The sequence below is a fragment of the Aquimarina sp. ERC-38 genome (assembly GCF_026222555.1).
Lineage (GTDB): Bacteria > Bacteroidota > Bacteroidia > Flavobacteriales > Flavobacteriaceae > Aquimarina.
The window spans coordinates 4227934-4251419 of the sequence record NZ_CP098511.1; the positions used below are offsets into that span (position 1 = coordinate 4227934).

Here is a 23486-nt window from a genome sequence, read left to right on the forward strand (position 1 = left end):
AAATTTGCAACAACTGAAAGCGATGATGGTTTTATATAAAAAATAAACCTAAAGCGTAAGCCATTAATATAGTAGGTACACCTTTTCTAATTGTACTTCTGTTCTCACCTTTAATAATCATTATAGGTCAGGAAAATAAGGTAATCTTAACCGGTACCGTTACCCATCGAGATACTCCGATTTCAACTATCTCAGTAGTCAATATAACTTCCGGAGAATCATCTATTACAAATAGTGAAGGAGTTTTTACTATTAAGGTTGAAGTATTAGATACACTGCGATTTAGTGCCGTCCAATTTAACAAAAAGAAAATAATAGTCATTGAAACTATAGTGGCGCAGAACAACCTCCAAGTTAAATTAGAAGAAAAAGTGATTGCTTTAGAAGAAGTGGTTGTTCGACCACATAACTTGACCGGTCATATTACTACTGATTTAAGATCATTTAACACTAAACCTGTTATCACTTCCGCATCTTTAGGATTACCAAAAGCCGAGTTAAAAGTAAAAACTAGAAATGAGCGATTGTTATTTGAAGTAGATAATGGAAAATTGATTCGTTTTCGTAAAAGAGCAATTTCTGTAAACTCAATAAAATTAATTAGTAAAATTTCCGGTAGAACAAAAATGCTTAAAAACCGAATTGAACTTGATAAAAGACTTGAAACTGAAAATAAAATATATAACTTATATTCAGAAAAGACGCTATCCGAAGAATTAAAAATTCCACTAGAACACGTTCCTCGTTTCGTAAACTTTCTTATAAATCAAGCTAATTTTTTAAAATTAGTAGAGAATATGAATGATTTGCAACTTTTAGATTATTTAAAAAATCAAGGTAAAATATACAAGAAAGCAAATCAGTTACAGTAAAGTTTTTACTTACCATAAATATCTACAATTAAAAAGTACATTTTGGGGTTTACTTATTTTTATGAAAGTACCAATCTATAAAATCCTTTCATTGGTGTCCAGTTAAAATAAATAAAAGTTTATAAGGATATTAAAATAAGGTGATTTTAAACTAAAAGTAAATTGACATACAGAATAAGCAAGACCCCAAAGGTTTCCAAAACCTTTGGGATCTAACTCCAGTTAAACTTGTTAAAAGTAATTTTTTTTAACGTGAATATCTTATAATATTGATTTTCAATATCATTATAATTAGTCTTGATTCTTGGTTCTAAGAGCAATAGTGACCTGCCCGTCCGCAAGTGGGTCTTGAATCTTTACCCAAAACTTATATAGATAAATCATCATCTTACCTCCTTTCAATTTACTGATTTTTTCGAATAGCCGAAAGTTGTTCCGCAATTAATCCCAATAGGAAAATTAGAAGTCCGGCTAAAATTAAAGTACTGCCTCCAATACTAATACCTAACCCCTGAACAAAAAAGTAGATTCCCCATATGAATCCGGAGGTGAATAGCAAAATAGCAATAGGTAAAAATATTTTTGCCGGATTAAATAGAATAACAATATTTATAATTTCAATAAATGTTTCAAATGCCGTACGAACACCTATTGTACTTTTACCCATAATCCTTTTTTTAATTAAAATAGGCTCCTCCACCACCAGATGTTTATTATTAATAAAGATTAAAGTAATAATATCGCTAAACGACATCGTGTCCGGAGTAAGCTTTAGGTATTTTTTCACCAAATCACTTCGATACAACTTCATACCTGAATTAATGTCGTAAATAGAAAAATTCATTAAAAGTTTAGCAACAGCCCTTAGAATATTCTTTCCAAATCCCCTTAAGTACGTAGCGTTAGCATTTCCCTTACGACTACCAATAACCAGATCAGCATCTACAGCTAATAATTTTTTATATAATTTAATAATATCCTCAAGATAATGTTGGCCATCAGCATCTATGGTAATTACAAGATCAGTTAAACTTTGCAGAATACCTGTTTTGATTGCCCCTCCATATCCTTTATTCACCTTATGTGTAATAATTTGCACTTGAGCAACATTTTCAAAGTCAGAAAGTATTTTTCCTGTGGTATCCGTAGAGCCATCATTCACTAATATGAGCTGATAATTGTTTTCAGTACAAAATGAAATTACCTCCGGAAGAAATATAGGTAAAGATTCTTCTTCATTATAAATAGGTATAATAACGGTTATTTCCGAATTCATTAAGGACATGGATACTATAGAAGTACTAAATTAAGGCAATATCAGACTTTTTAATGAAATAACTTAAGAAGTAGATATGAAAATATAAGAATATAAAAATTCTTACAAAAAGTAAGGTTTAATTATAAACCTAAGAATGAAAAACCACATCCAAATATAAAATCAATACCAATATTACTCATTTAATCGAATTTTATTGCACTTTATCTAAAAAAGCATATTTTTGTGAATAAGCTTGAATGGTTTTAAAATCTAATTATTTCACTTTACAAAAGAAATGAACATAACATCAATTTTACATAAATACAGGTTTTTTGTTTTATTGATCATTTTACTAACCACATTATTTATTTACAAAAATCACTTTGACAACCCCTTTTTTTTTGATGATTCTCACACTATAGTCCAAAATGAATCAATAACTACTTTAAACAATTGGACAAATTTTTTTACGGATGCTAGTACGTTTAGTTCCTTACCAGCAAATCAATCCTACCGACCGTTAATCACATTAAAAAATGCAATAGACTATCAACTAGGAAATGGACTTGATCCAGTATTTTTTCATATTCATATATTTATTTGGTATTTGGTTTTAATCGTTTTGTTTTTTTTTCTGACGATCCGCTTATATACATCAAGCGAAGAAACAAATTATAGGTTATCGGCAATTGCTTTATTTAGTACGTCCTGGTTCGCTTTTCATACCGTAAATGCGGAAACTATAAATTATATCTGTGCGCGATCTGATTCCTTTTCTGCTTTATGTACCGTTGCCTCCCTCTTGTTGTTTATGAATAAGTCCTTAAGAAAATATGGTATTTACCTAATTCCAGTTGTACTAGGAATATGGACCAAACAAACCGGGGTAATGATTGTACCTATAGTCATTGCTTACTTATTACTTTTTGAAGATCAACACTTTATTTACAATTTTAAGAAAATCTCAAAATCGGATATTATAAACTTTGGATTAAAAATTTCACCCTTGTCAGTAATTGCTGTAGGCCTATTTTGCATCAATCAATATTATCTTACTCCGGAAGTTACAGTTTCTACCAACTATACAGTAAGTAGGTTTGAATATATAAGTACACAATTTTATATCATTCTACATTATCTAGGAAGCTTTATACTTCCTATTAATTTGAGTGCAGATCCGGATTTTACTATCATCAAGCCTTGGTACGACTTTCGTATCTTAACAGGATTAGTAGTTATTTTAATTCTTGTTACAATTATGGTAAAAACAAGTTTTTACAAAAAATGGCGACCTGTAAGTTTTGGTATTGCCTGGTTTTTTATTGCCCTTTTACCTACTACGCTCAATCCGTTATTTCAAATTGCTAATGACCATAGAATGTTTTTTCCGTTTATAGGTTTATTCATTGCGGTTCCATGGACAGTATATTTAATAGTGTGTAACTATAAGGTATCAACAAACCCAATTTTTAAAATTGTACTATCCGTTCTAGTAATGTTCATATTATTTGGACATGCCTATGGTACTATGCAGAGGACTGAGGTCTGGGATAGTAGAGCATCTTTATGGAAAGATGTTTCTATAAAAAGCCCAAAGAATGGAAGGGGTTTAATGAATTACGGATTAACTTTTATGGAAAAAGGTAATTATAAAGAAGCAATTAGATTATTTGAAGAAGCTCTTCTTCTAGAACCTAATTACTATTCATTACAAATTAATTTAGGAGTTGCCTATGCAGCGATCAAAAAAAAGCAATTAGCTGAAAAATACTTTAAATCTGCCATAGCGATAAAGTCTTCCTCTCCATCTCCCGAATACTTTTACGCTAGGTATTTATTTAGAAATAACAAAATTGGTGTTTCAAAAAAATATGTTCAGTATGCTTTAAAAAAAAGTCCTAATCATTTACCTTCAAAAGAATTACTAGAAAAAATCGAAGAAAAACAGCAGATAGCCTCAGAAGAATGGCAGGAATTAAAAGTTAATATTACTACTAATTATACCGAAGAGGAATTACTGAACCTGAGTTTAAAATATTATACCAAAGGATTATACGATAAAGTAATTTCCATTTGTACTATTCTACTAGAAAAATACCCAAAAAATTCAAGAGCTTATAACAATCTTTGTTCTGCTTACAATCAAATGGGTAAATGGCAACTGGGTGCAAATGCTTGCAGAAAAGCTTTGGAGTTAGACCCTGACTATAAACTCGCCCAAAATAATTTAAACTGGTCTTTAAAAAATATCAATTGAAACATGTTAAACAATAAAACAATTGCAGTTGTCATTCCTTGTTATAACGAGGCTACTCAAATTTCTATGGTAATCGATAGCATGCCAGACTTTGTAGATAGAATTATTGTGATTGATGATGTTTCAAAGGATAAAACTATAGATGTAGTAAAAAAATATCTAAATCCTTCTAATAAATCACAACTAAAATTAGTCTCAAACCTCTTTACTAATATTGTACCCAATATATATAACCAGGCGGACATTGAGGTCCACCGTAAAAATGTAGAAGAAGTTAGTAAATTTACTCCTGTTAGGATTCATAATCAAAATCCCGAAGAAGATAAAATAATTCTTATTGAGCATATTAAAAACGGTGGGGTTGGAGCGGCGGTAGCCACAGGTTATAAATGGTGTAAAGATCATGATATCGACTGCTCTGTAGTAATGAATGGTGACGGACAAATGGATCCGGCAGAATTACACTCAATTTGTAGCCCTATTGTTTACGAAAATATCGATTATGTAAAAGGTAATCGATTGATTCATAAAAGTGCCTGGATAATTATTCCTAAAATTAGGTTTTTAGGAAACTCCATACTTAGTATCTTAACTAAAATAGTTTCCGGGTATTGGGGAATTTCAGATACGCAAAGTGGTTATACAGCTATGTCTAATAACGCATTAAATTCCATACCCCTATATAATATTTATAAAAGATATGGTATGCCAAATGATATTCTTGTAAAACTAAATATAGCATTCTGTACCATTCGAGAAGTAAAAATAAAACCAGTTTATGGAGTTGGTGAACAGTCCACTTTAAAAATAAGGAAAGTTACATTTCCTATATTATTTCTTTTGATTCGCTCTTTTTTCAAGCGTTTACGTGTGAAGTACTTATATAAAAGTTTCCATCCTCTGTTTTTATTGTATTGGATTGCTATTATTATAGGTACTATCAATTTATATTTTTTATACCATTTACTATATAATTTCTTTATTCCAAATTCAAAGACACCTACGGACTATCTTATCATATTTATATTTTTAACCATATCCGGATTTCAATCTTTTTTATTTGCTATGTGGATGGATATTCAGGATAACGAAAGTCTATCGAAATAATTAACCTAAATTTATTTAAAATTTGAATAAAATTGATCATTCCAAATTACGGGCAACTCCGGAGTTAGAGGATTTCTCCGGAAAATATGAAGATGAAAATTTTATTTCTAAGTATTTAGTTGAATCTTATTTTAAGTCGGTTCAAAAACTAATAGATAAAATAAAACCTATTAGATCCGCTCATGAAATTGGCTGTGGCGAAGGAAGATCTACTAAAAAATTGAAGAAGATGGTATCCTCTTTAACCGCTTCTGAGTTTGTTCCAAAACTGGTAAAGAAAGCAACACTTTTAAATCCGGAGTTAAAAATTTTTGAAGAAAGTGTTTACGATTTAAAATATGAAAATGCCAGCGTGAATTTACTATTTCTATTAGAAGTTTTAGAACACCTTGACCATCCTGAGACAGCTTTAGAAGAATTACAAAGAGTCTCCGGACAATATTTAATCTTAGGAGTACCACGTGAACCCTTATGGCGTTTTTTAAATTTGTGCCGATTTAAGTATTTAAAAGATTTAGGAAATACACCCGGACATTTAAATCACTGGTCTAAAAGATCTATAATTAAGCTGATAGAAAAAAAATTTGGTGAAGTGATAGCAGTACAATCTCCTCTTCCTTGGACAATTGTTTTAGCTCGTAAAAAGGCATAAATTTTAAATGTGTGCACTAATTAAAAAATTGTTGATAAATAATAGAAACAGACAATTAACCCAGCGATACTTAGTAGTAAGTTTACTTAGTTATTCGTTTGTCTTTTCCGGATTATTTTTTCTCATACAAATTTTAGGCTTAAATGAATCTCTATCTTTTTTTATAGTATATGGTATGAACTACTTATTTCTTTATACGGTTCAGCTAAAAATTATATTTAAAACTAATCATAGTAGAGTAAAATTAATAAGATTTATAATTTTTATTTTGACCTTTTACCTCCTAAGTAATATTATTTATAACTACGCTTTAATACTTGGCTTTAATTATTTTATCGCCACTTTAATAACTATAATCATATTATTTCCTTGTAGAATAATAATTTCTAAACACTTCGTATTTAAGTGAAATTATTATATTTTATTTAACAACTTCAAACAGACTTTAATTGTAGCTAAAATACGGTTTTTACTTACTTAAAAAACTTAAATATTGCTTTTTATCGTATTTTAATACCTTTAAACGAAAAAAAATACTATTTTTGTAAATATTATATTGTTAAATAAATTTTAAAATATTTGAAATCTTAAAAGTATTTAAAGGTATAAGAACTTTTGTTAACTATAATTTAAGAGATCTAAGATTTTCTAAAACAATTGCCCTACTTATGAAAATAAAATTACTCATCGTTTTTTTATTAATTTTTGTTTGTTTCAACACTCAGGCACAAGTAAAAATTGGTGACAATCCAAATCAAATTGATAGTTCTTCCATATTAGAGTTAGAAAGTGCTGACAAAGTATTTGTTCTCACAAGAATTTCTGAAAATCAAATGAATGCTATTAGCCCATTACCGGGTGCAATGGTTTTTAATACTACTGCAAATTGTGTTTATCAATTTAATGGTACTGTTTGGGAGTCCTTATGTAGTTCGGGTACCGGATCAGAGACCGTAACTTTTGTATTAGATAATAATGATGGAACTTTTTCCTATAGAAATGAAAATAATATAACTACCAATATAAATAAGGCACAACTTGTTCAAAATTCAGACGGAACCCTAACGTTTTCGAATGGAAATGGCGTACCGATTACTTTTATAGGTACCGATAATCAAATAGCCAGCGAAGTTACATATAACAATTCTTCATCTTCTTTAACTGCTACAAACGTACAAAGCGCAATTGACGAACTTGCAAACGGAACTATTAATGGTATTGATGGAATAAACTGTTGGGATTTAAACGGTAATGGTATTAATGACTCTTCTGAAGATATTAATAATGATGGATTGTACAATACTCTAGATTGTCAAGGATCTTCAGGAAGTACGGGAGCTACGGGTGCGACCGGAGCGCAAGGACCGCAAGGTAATACGGGTGCTACTGGGGCAACCGGAGCACAAGGAACGCAGGGTAACACTGGAGCAACTGGAGCTACAGGAGCACAAGGACCACAAGGGAACACGGGTGCTACTGGGGCAACCGGAGCACAAGGACCGCAAGGGAATACGGGTGCTACTGGGGCAACGGGTGCGACTGGAGCGCAAGGAGCGCAAGGAGCGCAAGGTAATACTGGAGCAACTGGGGCAACCGGAGCACAAGGACCGCAAGGTAATACGGGTGCTACTGGGGCGACCGGAGCACAAGGACCACAAGGAAATACGGGTGCTACTGGGGCAACGGGTGCGACTGGAGCGCAAGGACCGCAAGGTAATACTGGAGCAACGGGTACGACCGGAGCACAAGGACCACAAGGTAATACTGGAGCAACAGGTGCAACCGGAGCACAGGGAGCACAAGGTAACCCTGGAGCTACTGGGGCAACCGGAGCGCAAGGACTACAAGGAGATACGGGTGCTACGGGTGCGACTGGAGCACAAGGACCGCAAGGTAATACTGGTGCTACTGGGGCAACAGGGGCAACCGGAGCACAAGGACCGCAAGGGAACACGGGTGCGACCGGAGCTACCGGAGCACAAGGACCACAAGGGAACACGGGTGCTACTGGGGCAACCGGAGCACAGGGACCACAAGGTAATACGGGTACTACCGGGGCGACCGGAGCACAAGGACCACAAGGAAATACGGGTGCTACAGGGGCAACCGGAGCACAAGGACCGCAAGGAAATACGGGTGCTACTGGGGCAACGGGGGCAACCGGAGCACAAGGACCGCAAGGTAATACAGGTGCTACTGGGGCAACGGGGGCAACCGGAGCGCAGGGACCACAAGGGAACACGGGTACTACTGGAGCTACTGGGGCAACCGGAGCACAAGGACCGCAGGGTAATACGGGTGCTACTGGGGCGACCGGAGCACAAGGACCGCAAGGTAATACGGGTGCTACTGGGGCAACCGGAGCACAAGGACCGCAAGGTAATACGGGTGCTACTGGGGCAACCGGAGCACAAGGACCGCAAGGACCGCAAGGTAATACAGGTGCTACAGGTGCTACCGGAGCACAAGGAGCGCAAGGTAACACGGGTGCTACCGGAGCACAAGGACCGCAAGGAAATACGGGTGCTACTGGGGCAACGGGTGCTACTGGAGCACAAGGACCACAAGGAAATACGGGTGCTACTGGGGCAACCGGAGCGCAAGGACCGCAAGGTAATACTGGAGCAACGGGTGCGACCGGAGCGCAAGGACCGCAAGGTAATACTGGAGCAACGGGTGCGACCGGAGCACAAGGACCGCAAGGTAATACTGGAGCAACGGGGGCGACCGGAGCACAAGGATCGCAAGGTAATACTGGAGCAACGGGTGCGACCGGAGCACAAGGACCGCAAGGTAATACTGGAGCTACTGGGGCAACCGGAGCACAAGGACCGCAAGGTAATACAGGTGCTACTGGGGCAACCGGAGCGCAGGGACCACAAGGGAACACGGGTGCTACTGGGGCAACCGGAGCACAGGGACCACAAGGACCGCAAGGTAACACTGGAGTAACGGGTGCGACCGGAGCACAAGGACCGCAAGGTAATACCGGGGCAACGGGGGCAACTGGAGCACAGGGACCACAAGGTAATACGGGTACTACTGGGGCAACCGGAGCACAAGGACCGCAAGGTAATACAGGTGCGACCGGAGCACAGGGACCACAAGGAAATACGGGTGCTACTGGGGCAACCGGAGCACAGGGACCACAAGGAAATACGGGTGCTACGGGTGCGACCGGAGCACAAGGAGCACAAGGAAATACGGGTGCTACTGGGGCAACCGGAGCGCAAGGACCGCAAGGTAATACGGGTGCTACAGGTGCAACCGGAGCACAAGGACCGCAAGGACCGCAAGGTAATACAGGTGCTACAGGTGCGACCGGAGCACAGGGACCGCAGGGAGCACAAGGAAATACGGGTGCTATTGGGGCGACCGGAGCACAGGGACCGCAAGGTAATACTGGAGCAACCGGAGCGCAGGGACCACAAGGAAATACTGGAGCTACTGGGGCAACGGGGGCAACCGGAGCACAAGGACCGCAAGGTGACACTGGAGCTACTGGGGCAACTGGAGCACAGGGACCGCAAGGCAATACCGGGGCAACGGGGGCAACTGGAGCACAAGGACCACAAGGTAACACGGGTGCTACTGGGGCAACGGGGGCGACCGGAGCACAAGGACCACAAGGTAATACAGGTGCGACCGGGGCAACGGGTGCGACCGGAGCGCAAGGACCACAAGGAAATACGGGTGCTACTGGGGCGACCGGAGCACAAGGACCACAAGGTAATACAGGTGCGACCGGAGCAACGGGGGCAACCGGAGCACAAGGACCGCAAGGTAACACTGGAGCAACAGGTGCGACCGGAGCTACAGGAGCACAGGGACCACAAGGAAATACTGGAGCTACTGGGGCAACGGGTGCGACCGGAGCACAAGGACCACAAGGAAATACGGGTGCTACTGGGGCAACCGGAGCGCAAGGACCGCAAGGTAATACTGGAGCAACGGGTGCGACCGGAGCACAAGGACCACAAGGAAATACGGGTGCTACTGGGGCAACCGGAGCACAAGGACCACAAGGAAATACGGGTGCTACTGGGGCAACCGGAGCACAAGGATCGCAAGGTAATACTGGAGCAACGGGTGCGACCGGAGCACAAGGACCGCAAGGTAATACTGGAGCTACTGGGACAACCGGAGCACAAGGACCGCAAGGTAATACCGGAGCAACGGGGGCAACCGGAGCACAAGGACCGCAAGGGAACACGGGTGCGACTGGGGCAACGGGTGCGACTGGAGCACAAGGACCACAAGGAAATACGGGTGCTACAGGTGCAACCGGAGCGCAAGGACCGCAAGGTAATACAGGTGCAACCGGAGCACAAGGACCGCAAGGAGACACTGGAGCTACTGGGGTAACTGGAGCACAGGGACCACAAGGAGATACGGGTGCTACAGGGGCGACCGGAGCACAAGGACCGCAGGGTAACACTGGAGCAACAGGGGCGACCGGAGCACAAGGACCGCAAGGTAATACGGGTGCTACAGGGGCGACCGGAGCACAAGGACCGCAAGGAAATACAGGTGCGACCGGAGCACAAGGACCACAAGGTAATACAGGTGCGACCGGAGCAACGGGGGCAACCGGAGCACAAGGACCGCAAGGGAATACGGGTGCTACTGGGGCGACCGGAGCACAAGGACCACAAGGTAATACAGGTGCGACCGGGGCAACGGGTGCGACCGGAGCGCAAGGACCACAAGGAAATACGGGTGCTACTGGGGCGACCGGAGCACAAGGACCACAAGGTAATACAGGTGCGACCGGGGCAACGGGGGCAACCGGAGCACAGGGACTGCAAGGTAACACTGGAGCAACAGGTGCGACCGGAGCACAAGGACCGCAAGGTAATACCGGGGCAACGGGGGCAACCGGAGCACAAGGACCGCAAGGTAACACTGGAGCAACAGGTGCGACCGGAGCACAGGGACCGCAGGGACCACAAGGTAATACAGGTGCTACTGGGGCAACCGGAGCGCAGGGACCACAAGGTAATACGGGTACTACTGGGGCAACCGGAGCACAAGGACCGCAGGGTAACACTGGAGCAACCGGAGCACAGGGACCGCAAGGAAACACTGGAACTACTGGGGCAACCGGAGCACAAGGACCACAAGGTAATACGGGTGCTACCGGGGCAACCGGAGCTACAGGAGCACAAGGAAATACTGGGGCAACTGGAGCACAGGGACCGCAAGGGAACACGGGTGCTACTGGGGCAACCGGAGCACAGGGACCGCAAGGTAATACCGGGGCAACGGGTGCAACAGGGGTAACCGGAGCACAAGGACTACAAGGAAATACTGGAGCTACTGGGGCAACCGGAGCACAAGGACCACAAGGTAATACGGGTGCTACCGGGGCAACTGGAGCACAAGGACCACAAGGTAATACTGGAGCTACTGGGGCAACTGGAGCACAAGGACCGCAGGGTAACACTGGAGCAACGGGTGCGACCGGAGCTACAGGAGCACAGGGACCACAAGGAAATACCGGGGCAACGGGGGCAACTGGAGCGCAAGGACCGCAAGGGAATACGGGTGCTACTGGGGCAACCGGAGCACAAGGACCGCAAGGTGACACTGGAGCTACTGGGGCAACCGGAGCACAAGGTAACCCTGGAGCAACGGGGGCGACCGGAGCACAAGGAAATATGGGTGCTACTGGGGCGACCGGAGCACAAGGAGCACAAGGAAATACAGGTGCTACTGGGGCAACTGGAGCACAAGGACCACAAGGAAATACGGGTGCTACAGGTGCGACCGGAGCACAAGGACCACAAGGTAATACTGGAGCTACTGGGGCAACCGGAGCACAAGGACCGCAAGGTAACACTGGAGCAACAGGTGCGACCGGAGCTACAGGAGCACAGGGACCACAAGGAAATACTGGAGCTACTGGGGCAACGGGTGCGACCGGAGCACAAGGACCACAAGGAAATACGGGTGCTACTGGGGCACAAGGACCGCAAGGTAATATCGGGGCAACGGGGGCAACCGGAGCTACAGGAGCACAGGGACCACAAGGAAATACTGGAGCTACTGGAGCAACCGGAGCTACAGGAGCACAGGGACCACAAGGAAATACTGGAGCTACTGGAGCAACCGGAGCTACAGGAGCACAGGGACCGCAAGGAAATACTGGAGCTACTGGAGCAACCGGAGCTACAGGAGCACAGGGACCGCAAGGTAATATGGGTGCTACTGGGGCGACCGGAGCACAAGGACCACAAGGTAACACGGGTGCTACCGGGGCAACCGGAGCGCAAGGACCACAAGGTAACACGGGTGCTACTGGGGCACAAGGACCGCAAGGTAACACTGGAGCAACAGGTGCGACCGGAGCTACAGGAGCACAGGGACCACAAGGAAATACTGGAGCTACTGGGGCAACGGGTGCGACCGGAGCTACAGGAGCACAAGGACCACAAGGTAACACTGGAGCAACCGGTGCTACAGGAGCACAAGGACCGCAAGGTAATACCGGGGCAACGGGTGCGACTGGAGCACAGGGACCGCAAGGTAATACTGGAGCAACCGGAGCGCAGGGACCACAAGGAAATACTGGAGCTACTGGGGCAACGGGGGCAACCGGAGCACAAGGACCGCAAGGTGACACTGGAGCTACTGGGGCAACTGGAGCACAGGGACCACAAGGGAACACGGGTGCTACTGGGGCGACCGGAGCACAAGGACCACAAGGTATTACAGGTGCAAGAGGCCCAAGAGGTTTAACCGGTCCCGCAGGACCTAGTGGACCTGCCGGAGCAAACGGAGCAAATGGTTCCAATGGAACTAATGGAATCAATTGTTGGGATACTAATGCTAATGGTGTAAACGATATTGCAGAAGATACTAATGGTGATGGTAATTACGATACCTTAGATTGTCAGGGGGATCCTGCCTCTGATGACCAGGAATCTGATGAAGTGGATCTTTCTACTGATTTAACTATTGGAGGAACCTTAACTGAAAATGTACAAGAAGCATTAGTAGCATTAAATAATAAACCTTTTGAAAATATATATACTACCGATGGAAGCTTAACTGGGAACCGTAGAATGGATATGGCTGGGTTTAACCTTCAATTTGATACGGACACTAATGCTGATACAAATGGTACTATTAATCTAAGAAGGACTAACAATGGGAATAGTATCGGTATAGCCTTTAGAAATTCAGGAAATAATTATGATGCAGCTATTACTATGCCAGGGAATGTAAGTAATGGACTTGAATTTAGAACACTAAATAATCAACCTAATATACAAAATGTTGGTATTGCCATGGAATTAGATGATATCGGACAAATGGCACTTCCTGAATATGGTGAGACTCCGGTAAAATTTGAAGGTACAAATAGTGCGGTAAAAGCATTAGGTGTGGAAGCTGATGGAAAAGTGGTAGAGTTAAATACGGCAAAATCTTCCAGAATCTTCTATCCTCCTTCTATTGAGGTGGATGTATCAGCTAATACTACCTATACCATTGATTTATACGCGCAGTATATAGCACAGTATGCAACACCTACAGTAGGAAGTGCCGGAGCTCCTCCTGCCATCCCTACCTATGGTGCAACCGAATTGTATTATTATGTAACCTATGCGGATCCAACGGTATTTAATACGGGGAGTATGGTAATCACTAATGATGGAAAACTCACCTATACGGTGGTGAACCAACCTTCTGATTATAATACTTTGATTAATGTAGTATTTGTAGTAAAGTAATAGTAACCTGGTAAAACTAAAATTGATGATCGTTCCTATAAAAACGAATATAAAATACCTGACTATTCTAATGACTTTAAGTTTTGTGACCATTACTCAAAACTTATGGAGCCAGGATACTTATAGAGATAATTTTAATGGTGTTAGTTACAATAGAAACAACGGAAACCAAAATTGGAACGGAGCCTGGTATGAAGGAAATGGAGAAACTACGGATCCTAATAACGGTAGAATACGGATTGTCAATAATCAATTACGATTTAGAAATTTAGATAATGCGTTTATAGGTAGAAATGTCGATTTATCCGGTTATGAGGTAGCCATACTTACTTTAAACTATAACCGTACGAATGGAAGTGAAAATATACTGCTATGGTTACTGGACGGAACTGGTAACTTTCAATCCATTCAGCCTATTTTAACTGGAAATACCGGAACTTTTACTTATTTTATCCCTGCTATTTATTTACATACAAATAGTGCCATCGCTTTTAACTCCGCTACAGGAGATTGGGGAGATAATAATACTATATTTTTTGATAATGTTCAGATAACTGCGTATGATGCTACTATCTCCATTAATAATGTATCAGTGACTGAAGATGTTGGATCGACTAACTTTACCGTTTCTTTAGAAGGAAATACTGCTGCCTTTTCTATTGACTATAATTTTACCAATGGAACGGCTACCAATACGAATGATTTCAACGGTACTAATGGAACTTTAAATTTTAACGCCAATGCTAGCCAAACTCGAACTATTAACGCACCTATTATTAATGATACTGCTATTGAGAATGATGAATTATTCTTAGTAAATTTAACTAACTTATCTAATGGGAATGTCTATATTTTAAAAGATGAAGGTCGTGGGAATATTATTGATAATGACGGATTTATTATTGAAGATGGGATTACTGTAAACAGCTGTAATAATGGTTTTGCAGATACGGGAGGAACAAATGCTAATTACAGCGATAACGAAAATATAACCTTTACCATATGCCCTGATAGTGCAGATAGATATGTTGAAGTACTTTTTAATAGTTTTGATCTTGAAAATGGCTTTGATTTTTTACGTGTATATAATGGTACTTCCACCTCTGCTCCTCTTATAGGTGCTTTTACAGGTACCACTATTCCTACCGGAATTATATCAGGGGATTCTTCAGGATGTTTAACTTTTCAATTTATCTCAGATAATATTATAAACAACGCAGGTTGGGATGCAACTATAAATTGTAAGGAACAATTTTTAGAAGTATCAGATCTTACAGTTAATGAAAATGCAGGTACGGCAACTTTTACCATAACGCTCATTGGTTCCAATACTGCCTCCCCTTTTACCGTAGACTATCAAACGCAAGATGGAACTGCCCTGGCAGATTCTGATTATGTTTCGGTAAATGGTTCTTTAAATTTTAACGGTACTACCGGACAATCCCGAACAGTAACTGTTCCAATCATAAATAATAATATTGGAGAGGATGATGAAGTGTTTAGTCTGGTCTTAAGTAATTCTAGTAATACCAATGTTGGTCTTAGCAATGGAACAGCTACCATTACGGATGACGGGGATACCCCGGTTAATGCTAACGTACCTTTAACTTTATTTGATGAGTTTAATGGCTATTATGATTATGCCCTAACGGGAGATACCTTTAGAAATAGCGCAAGTGATCTATGCTCAATTAAGAATAGTTCTAATAATATTAATTTAACTACGGTCATTCCTGGAACGGCTACGATAAGAAAAGCCTATCTTTTATGGTCACATTCGGGTGATTCAGCTGATGATGTAGTTACTTTTGAAGGTCAACAGGTATCAGCATTTTTGGTAAATAAGTCTTCTATTGCAAACAGACAATTTTATGGAATGGTAGGAGATGTTACAAATATTATTAACAATATACCTGACCCTTCTTCTAACCTATATGACTTTTCAGGCTTATCTATTGATACCAGTAATTTTTATTGCGGAGCAGGAGTTACTTATGGAGGGTGGTCACTTATGATATTTTATACGGACCCTTCTTTCCCGGCAGTAGGAATCAACTTTTATAATGGATTTAATAGTCAACAGGGAACCGCCAGTACCAGCTCTTCTACTAATTATACCCTTGATGGATTTTATGCTATCGATTCTATGGGAGCTAAAACTACGGTGTTATCCTGGGAAGGAGACGTAGGTCTTGCCAATAATGAATCCTTAACCATTTCAAATGGTGCCGGAACTGTTGTAGATGCTAAACTTATAGGTGATGGAAATAATAACGGTACTTCGATCGACAATCCTTTCAATTCTACTCTATTCGATAATACGGACGGAACTACGGTGAATAGAACAACGCTGGGAATGGATCTGGATACGTACGATATTTCTCCTTTTATTGCAGCCGGAGAATCATCAGTAACGACTACGGTTAACGTAGGTCAGGATTTTGTGATTTTAAATGCTGTATTATTGAAAGTACCTAGTAATCTTATCTCAGGATTTGTATTTGAAGATGTAAACTATCCTGGAGGAAATGGAAGAAATATGGCTTCCTCTTCAGGACTACCGGTAGCTAATGCCGTGGTCGAATTGTATGATAATACCGGAACCTTTTTAGAAGACACCACTACGGACGCTTCCGGAGAATATACTTTTGGGGGTATGGCAGATGGAACCTACTCAGTTAGGGTAGTTAACAATACAGTAAAGTCTAATCGTGGTGGAGGCGCTACTTGTACAACATGTTTACCTGTACAAACCTTTACCTCTGATTATCTTGCTAGTGCTATCTCTGAAATTACTACAAAAATAGGTGGAGAAAATCCGGGAGGTACAGATGGTGCCGCTGGTAACCTGACAAATGCACAATCTATTGGAAATGTTACAATAAATAGCGAAGGAGCTGTTAATTTAAATTTTGGTTTTAATTTTAATACAATTGTAAATACTAATGCCAGCGGACAGGGTTCTTTACGACAATTCGTAATCAATTCAAATGCACTGGATGAAAATGGATTAAATATTGAAGCGAATTCTATTTTTAACCCTAACCCCGGGGAAGATGTTTCTATTTTTATGATCCCCCCTACCGGAGATCCGCTAGGTCGAACAGCTGATTCTAATTTTAATGCCGGATACTTTGACATTCATCAAAATACCGCTGCAATTCCAATAATTACTGATAATAATGCTCATGTAGACGGAAGGACACAAACTGCTTTTTCCGGAGATACAAATATAGGAACTGCGGTAACTAACGGTTCTGTTGTAGGAACTAGTGCAACAACTTTACCATCATATGACAGACCGGAGATACAGGTAAGGAGAAACGGAGGTGATGTTTTTAAAATACGAGCTTCTAATACGGTAATTAGGAACCTATCCGTTTTTGGTGGGAACCGGCGTGCCATACGGCATGATTCCGGAACTAATAATTTAATCTTACAAAATTTTTTAGGAGCCGATGCTACTGGAGTAAGGGGGACAGTTACCGTAACTACTTATATGGATGAAGGTGTTGAAATCCGTAATGGAGAAGTGGTAGTAGATGGGAATTATATTGCTTTTGCTACGGATCAAGGTGTTTTTATAAACGGCGGAAACTCTGCCCTTATACAAAATAACTATCTGACTGATAATGGATTTGCAGGATGTGGATTTAACCTTGATATTAGGGGTGGTAATACGATAAGAATAGAAAATAACTGGATTGAAAATGCTGCCTCTTATGGAATCAATGAAAATATTGGAAGGGTAATTATCTTAAATAATACTATAACAGAGAATGGTGGAAAAGCTAGTTGTGCTAATAAAGCCGGAATCCGTTTAAATCGTGGTAATTCGGAAGTCAGTGAAAATATAATATATGCTAATGGTGGATCCGGTATTATAATTACAAATCCAAATTTAGCAGGGAATCGTATCTCGCAAAATTCTATTTATGCAAACGGAACTGCAACTCCTAGTCTGGGTATTGATATTAATAATAATGGTGTTACAAAAAATGATACTGGCGATGCTGATGGCGGACCCAATGGTTCTTTAAACTTTCCTATCATAGAAAGTGCTACGTTATCCGGCTCAAACTTAAGAATTATAGGATGGGCTCGACCCGGGACATTGATCGAGGTTTTTAGTACAGATATTCAAGAAGCATCCGCTAATCCTGGAGATAATACTATTAATGGTCCTGTAGGAACTGTTTCCAGGGATTATGGTGAAGGACAGATATATCTGGGAAGTGGTACTGAAGGTAGTAGTCTGGATACTGAAAATACAGCGTCTTCTTATAATGATGTAGATGGAAATCAAGATAACACTAATAAATTTCATCTGTTAATCCCCCTATCCCAATCAATATCCGTAGGTAGTTTGATTACCGCAACTGGAACTCTAAACTCGAGCACTTCAGAATTTTCACCGGAATATATTGTAAAAAGCGGGCGCTTAATTACAAACCGTAGAATCACCTATAGAACTACGCCCCCTACAAACTAATTACTCACAAAGTTTAAAATAAGTTATTATTGTGTATTTAAACTATATAAATATACATTTAATCTATTTTTTAAGAATATTTTAAGAAAAAAGATTATATTTGTAAGTAAATAAATGTATATTTGTACTATATCAAAATTACGGTTAAAACGTAACTGATGTAAGCCCCAAACATATGAATATAATATTATACATTAACTTACTTATACTTAGTTCTGTTTCTTTAATCGGACAACAGGCTTTTCATAATTTCGGACCCATACGTATTCATGAGATGGGTCAGGTTGGTTTTCATACGGATGTAATTAATGACGGTGCTTTTAATCAGAATTTAGGTTTTACTGGTTTTTATAATTTAGATATGCTCACGGTTTCCGGTTCTGTACGACCGGAATTTTATGAGATGGAAATTGACGTACGAGGAGATCTTTTCTTGGAAGTTGCTGTAGGTGTAACTAATTTCAATACATTTACTAATGGTAAAGTTTTTACTCCCAGGGATGATAAATTCGTATCCTTAGACTTTTTACAGGATGCCTTTCATATCAATGCGGATGACGAAAGACATGTAGATGGGTATTCAACTTTAAATGGTTTTTTAAACTTTACTTTTCCTATCGGGGACGACTTTCGAATTAGACCTTTGCGTATAGAAGATGAAGCAGCTATTACTACCTCTAGGGCAGCTTACTTTTTTGAAGACCCAAACCGTCCTTTTTCCTTTCCAGGTACCTACGATACGAGTAATTATGAAGAATTACTATACGGTATCAGCATTTTTGAATTTTGGGATTTGGATGGAGATATTGCCACCCCGGTTACTTTAACCTGGGATGATAATAGTAATATACCAACACTAGTCGATAATCTGGAAGACCTACGAGTAGTAGGTTGGGATATTAAAGAAAAAAGATGGATCAACCTGGGTAATGCGAACTACAGTGGTACGATTGACGAAGGAGAAATTACCTCAGACCTGATCATTCCTGATAACTATGCCATCCTTACTTTTGGATCATCCAGTAGCCTCTTAGATGGAGATTTAGAAATTTATACAGCGGTTTCACCTAATAATGATGGTAAAAATGACTTCTTTAGAATAGATGGATTGGGTAGATATCCTTCTAATAAAATCATGGTATATAACCGATGGGGGGTACTGGTATATCAAAGAGACAACTATCACCTGGTACAAGATACCGACGGTTTTAAAGGTTTATCCGAAGGACGTAGTACAATAAATGCAGATCAGGAGTTACCCGTAGGAACTTATTATTATGTACTTCAAATTGAAGGTGGAAAAGACCGAGCCGGTTATATTTATATCAATAAGTAAAAAATCACCTGCTTACCTCCTATTTTAAGCTAAGTACTAAATCATCTGCCTCCATCAGAGTTCCTGCTTTTAAATGTATTTTTTTAACGATTGCATCTTCAGTTGCAGTAATGGTAGTTTCCATTTTCATTGCTTCAATAATAAACAAAGCTTCGTTTTTCTTTACTGCCTGACCGTTCTTCACTAATACTGATGATAAAGAACCCTGCAAAGGTGCTCCTAATTGTTTCTCGTCCGCTTTATTTACTTTTACGTTTTCAACTTTAGTAACTTTAACCTTTTGATCCTGAATTTCTACATTCCGGGTTTGCCCGTTTACTTTAAAGAATACGGTTACTTTACCATATTCGTTAGCTTCCCCTACGGAAATCAGTTCAATTAACAATATCTTACCTCGATCTAATTCTACGATAATTTCTTCTCCCGGAGTCATTCCGTAGAAAAAGTTTTTAGTCGGTACGTTAACTACATTACCGTATTGTAAATGGTGGTTATAAGCCTGGGTAAACACTTCGGGATATAATTGATAAGATAAAAAGTCAGTAATATCCAGTTCTCTTCCCATTCCTTTCTTAAAAGTTTTGATGAAACTATCAAACTCCTTTTCAAAATCAATAGGTTCCAGGTGTGCATTAGGACGATCCGTAAAAGGTTTTTGTCCTTTTAAAATCGTTTTCTGCAAGTCTTTAGGAAAACCTCCTTCAGGTTGTCCCAGGGCTCCTCTAAACAAATCAATCACGGATTGCGGATATGACAAGGTATCACCGTTTTGCCGTACATCTTCGACCGTAAGGTTATTACTTACCAGATATTGCGCCATGTCCCCCACTACTTTTGAACTGGGTGTTACTTTTACAAGATCACCAAACAACTCGTTTACTTCACCATACATTTTTGTAATTTCATGAAAACGGTCTGCCAGCCCCAGGGCGGTTGCTTGTGCTTTTAGGTTAGAGTATTGTCCGCCGGGAATCTCGTTTTGGTATACTTCTCCACTTCCGGCTTTTAATCCGGATTCAAAGGCGTAATAGTATTCTCTTACGTCTTCCCAATAGTTCGCATATTGATTTAAACTATCTATATTCATTTTTTGTTCCCGAGGATGCTGTTTGAGCATTTCCAGTAACGAATTAAAATTGGGTTGTGAAGTAAGCCCGGATAAGCCACTTAGGGCTACGTCCACTACATCTACTCCGGCTTCAATAGCTTTTAAATAGGTTGCGGATTGGATAGAAGAAGTATCATGTGTATGCAGATGAATTGGGATTTTAATTTCACTTTTAAGCGCGGATACCAGTTCTGAGGCGGCGTAAGGTTTAAGCAAACCAGCCATATCTTTGATCCCTAAAATATGTGCTCCGGCATTTTCAATATCTTTAGCAAGTTGCACATAATAAGCTAAGGTATATTTGGTTCGTTTAGGGTCTAAAATATCTCCGGTATAGCATAAAGAACCTTCTGCTAAACCTCTTGTATGTTTACGTACGTGTTCGATACAGGGCGCGATAGATTTCATCCAGTTTAACGAGTCAAAAATTCTAAAGACATCGACGCCATTCTCCCAGGATTCTGCCACAAATTTTTCTATCAGGTTATCCGGATAGGCTTTATACCCTACCCCGTTTGAACCTCGAATTAACATTTGTAATAGAATGTTAGGTATGGCTTTCCGTAAAGACTTTAATCGTTCCCAGGGATTTTCTTTTAAAAACCGCAGACAAACGTCAAAAGTGGCACCTCCCCAGACTTCCATACTGAATAGTTCAGGATGGTTTTTTGCATAGCCTTCTGCTACTTTAAGCATGTCGTAAGTACGCATCCGGGTAGCTAACAAACTCTGGTGGGCATCTCGCATGGTAGTATCGGTAAAATGAATTTTCTTTTCATTTTTTAACCAATCTGCGAATTTTTCCGGCCCTAATTTTGTCAATAGGTCCTTAGTACCGGAAGCATAGGTTGCTTCCTGATCAAAAGCAGGAACTTTAGGGGTTACAAATTGTTTGTCTAACTCCCGTTTTTTGACATCTGGGTTACCGTTTACAATAATATCCCCCAGAAAAGTTGCCAGTTTGGTTGCTCGGTTCCGGGATTCTCTTACTTTAAATAATGATTTTGTATCCCGAATAAAATTAACAGTCACCTGCCCTTTTCTAAAGGTATCATGAAGTAGAATGTTATCCAAAAAAGGCATATTGGTTTTAACCCCTCGAATCCTAAATTCGGATAAGGCCCTACGCATTTTTCTACTAGCACCGTCAAGCGTTCTTCCGCTCGCGGAAATCTTTACCAACATGGAGTCAAAAAACGGAGATATTTTTACCCCCTGGTATACACTTCCGGCATCCAGGCGAATTCCGAACCCGGAAGCACTACGATACGTGGTTACCACCCCGTAATCCGGTTTAAAGTCATTTTCAGGATCTTCGGTAGTAATTCTACATTGCAGGGCAAATCCGTTTACCCTTAGGCTTTCCTGGCTTTCTATTTTTATTTGTGTATCAGAGAGTTGATACCCCCCGGCAATAAATATCTGGGTTTTAATAAGGTCTACTCCGGTAACTACTTCTGTTACGGTATGTTCTACCTGCACCCTTGGATTTACTTCAATAAAGTAGATGCTTTTGTCATGATCTACTAAAAACTCAACCGTACCGATATTGTTATAATCTACCGCTTTACAAATGCTAAGTGCATATTGATATAACTTATCCAGAATTTCCTGGTCTACTCCGTAAGAAGGTGCATATTCAATTACTTTTTGATACCTTCTTTGTACCGAACAATCCCGCTCGAACAAGTGTACCATATTCCCATGCTCGTCAGCAACAATCTGCACCTCTATATGTTTTGGGTTTTCTACAAATTTTTCTAAAAACAAAGTTCCATCACCAAAGGCGTTTAAGGCTTCCCGTTGAGATTCCGGATACGCCTTTTTTAATTCTTCTTCTTCCCGTATCACTCGCATCCCACGACCTCCCCCTCCGGAAGCTGCTTTTAACATCACCGGATATCCTATTTTTTTGGCTTCCTGGAGTGCAATTGTTACGGATGTCAGGTCTTTTTTATTACTTTGAATAACCGGGATATTATTCTTTATAGCAACTTCTTTAGCCGTAATTTTATCTCCTAAAGCTTTTAAAACTGAAACTTTTGGTCCTATAAAAATAAGTCCGTTTTTTCTACATTCTTCGGCAAACTGCGCATTCTCAGATAAAAATCCATATCCAGGATGAATAGCATCTACGTTGTTTTCTTTGGCCACTTTAATGATTGCCGCACTGTTTAGATAGGGTTTTAAGGGTTCATGGTCTGCTCCAATTTGATAAGCTTCATCAGATTTATATCGGTGTAAAGAATAGCGATCTTCAAAAGTATAAATACCTACTGTATTAATATTGAGTTCTGTACATGCTCTAAAAATCCTAATGGCAATTTCTCCACGGTTAGCAACTAATACTTTTTTAATTTTCATAAAAAGTGAAACAGGTTTGGTGATGGAAGCTAAGATATTAATTACGCCTGTTAAGCACAACTATCTGTTGTTATATAATAGTATACACTTTTAATTATTAGATAGCTAAAACAATATCAAATAATGGTAAGCTCTCCATAAATAATTAAGTAATTACTATAATACTGGTTATTATTTAAAATCTAAAGAGCAAGTTATCTGCTTTCATTCGTATACTTTTAATTCAAAATACATAGCATGTAATATTCGATAATCTTTGAAAACTTTATTGCTAAAGACAACTAAAAGATTCGGTTATTCACCG

General features: G+C 40.0%; 12 protein-coding genes. 10 read left to right on the top strand and 2 right to left on the bottom strand.

What is annotated here, in order from left to right; translation table 11 throughout:
- Positions 1 to 332: 332 nt before the first annotated feature.
- Positions 333 to 872 carry a hypothetical protein gene (locus NBT05_RS17525; protein WP_265771193.1) on the top strand — a complete coding sequence of 180 codons (540 nt, stop codon included), beginning with the start codon at positions 333 to 335 and terminating at the stop codon, positions 870 to 872.
- Positions 873 to 1275: 403 nt separating this feature from the next.
- Here the strand turns inward: NBT05_RS17525 and NBT05_RS17530 are convergent, their stop codons facing one another.
- A complete protein-coding gene (locus NBT05_RS17530; RefSeq protein WP_265771194.1) occupies positions 1276 to 2148 on the bottom strand; it encodes a glycosyltransferase family 2 protein in 873 nt (290 codons plus the stop codon).
- A gap of 277 nt (positions 2149 to 2425) precedes the next feature.
- On the opposite strand from NBT05_RS17530, the gene NBT05_RS17535 reads away from it, so the two are divergent.
- From NBT05_RS17535 to NBT05_RS17570, 9 genes are all read left to right on the top strand, one after another.
- Positions 2426 to 4387: a tetratricopeptide repeat protein gene (locus tag NBT05_RS17535; protein WP_265771195.1), complete on the top strand. Its 1962-nt coding sequence runs from the start codon at positions 2426 to 2428 to the stop codon at positions 4385 to 4387.
- A 3-nt stretch (positions 4388 to 4390) separates the two neighbouring features.
- Complete coding sequence (locus tag NBT05_RS17540) at positions 4391 to 5494, top strand: glycosyltransferase family 2 protein (protein ID WP_265771196.1); 1104 nt, start codon at positions 4391 to 4393, stop codon at positions 5492 to 5494.
- 22 nt (positions 5495 to 5516) lie between these two features.
- Positions 5517 to 6146, top strand: a complete 630-nt coding sequence (locus tag NBT05_RS17545; protein ID WP_265771197.1) for a class I SAM-dependent methyltransferase — start codon at positions 5517 to 5519, stop codon at positions 6144 to 6146.
- A gap of 1344 nt (positions 6147 to 7490) precedes the next feature.
- Entirely contained in the window at positions 7491 to 9098 is a 1608-nt protein-coding gene (locus NBT05_RS18400; protein WP_322874188.1) for a hypothetical protein, read from the top strand.
- Positions 9099 to 9101: 3 nt separating this feature from the next.
- The gene (locus NBT05_RS18405) at positions 9102 to 10511 is read left to right on the top strand and encodes a hypothetical protein (protein ID WP_322874189.1); all 1410 of its coding nucleotides are present in this window, start codon (positions 9102 to 9104) and stop codon (positions 10509 to 10511) included.
- Between the two features lie 30 nt (positions 10512 to 10541).
- Positions 10542 to 11429: a hypothetical protein gene (locus NBT05_RS18410; protein ID WP_322874190.1), complete on the top strand. Its 888-nt coding sequence runs from the start codon at positions 10542 to 10544 to the stop codon at positions 11427 to 11429.
- 917 nt (positions 11430 to 12346) lie between these two features.
- Positions 12347 to 13882 (top strand): hypothetical protein, encoded by a 1536-nt coding sequence (locus tag NBT05_RS18415; RefSeq protein WP_322874191.1) that lies wholly within the window; start codon positions 12347 to 12349, stop codon positions 13880 to 13882.
- Positions 13883 to 13907: 25 nt separating this feature from the next.
- Positions 13908 to 18374: a beta strand repeat-containing protein gene (locus NBT05_RS17565; protein ID WP_265771198.1), complete on the top strand. Its 4467-nt coding sequence runs from the start codon at positions 13908 to 13910 to the stop codon at positions 18372 to 18374.
- Positions 18375 to 18549: 175 nt separating this feature from the next.
- A complete protein-coding gene (locus NBT05_RS17570) occupies positions 18550 to 19710 on the top strand; it encodes a gliding motility-associated C-terminal domain-containing protein (protein WP_265771200.1) in 1161 nt (386 codons plus the stop codon).
- 19 nt (positions 19711 to 19729) lie between these two features.
- On the opposite strand, the gene NBT05_RS17575 is transcribed toward NBT05_RS17570, so the two are convergent.
- Complete coding sequence (locus NBT05_RS17575) at positions 19730 to 23182, bottom strand: pyruvate carboxylase (RefSeq protein ID WP_265771201.1); 3453 nt, start codon at positions 23180 to 23182, stop codon at positions 19730 to 19732.
- Positions 23183 to 23486: the final 304 nt, after the last annotated feature.

Coding starts and splice junctions, on each gene's coding strand:
- NBT05_RS17530 (WP_265771194.1), bottom strand. CDS start 2,148: ATGAATTCGGAAATAACCGTTATTATACCTATTTATAATGAAGAAGAA.
- NBT05_RS17535 (WP_265771195.1), top strand. CDS start 2,426: ATGAACATAACATCAATTTTACATAAATACAGGTTTTTTGTTTTATTG.
- NBT05_RS17540 (WP_265771196.1), top strand. CDS start 4,391: ATGTTAAACAATAAAACAATTGCAGTTGTCATTCCTTGTTATAACGAG.
- NBT05_RS18415 (WP_322874191.1), top strand. CDS start 12,347: ATGGGTGCTACTGGGGCGACCGGAGCACAAGGACCACAAGGTAACACG.
- NBT05_RS17565 (WP_265771198.1), top strand. CDS start 13,908: ATGATCGTTCCTATAAAAACGAATATAAAATACCTGACTATTCTAATG.
- NBT05_RS17570 (WP_265771200.1), top strand. CDS start 18,550: ATGAATATAATATTATACATTAACTTACTTATACTTAGTTCTGTTTCT.
- NBT05_RS17575 (WP_265771201.1), bottom strand. CDS start 23,182: ATGAAAATTAAAAAAGTATTAGTTGCTAACCGTGGAGAAATTGCCATT.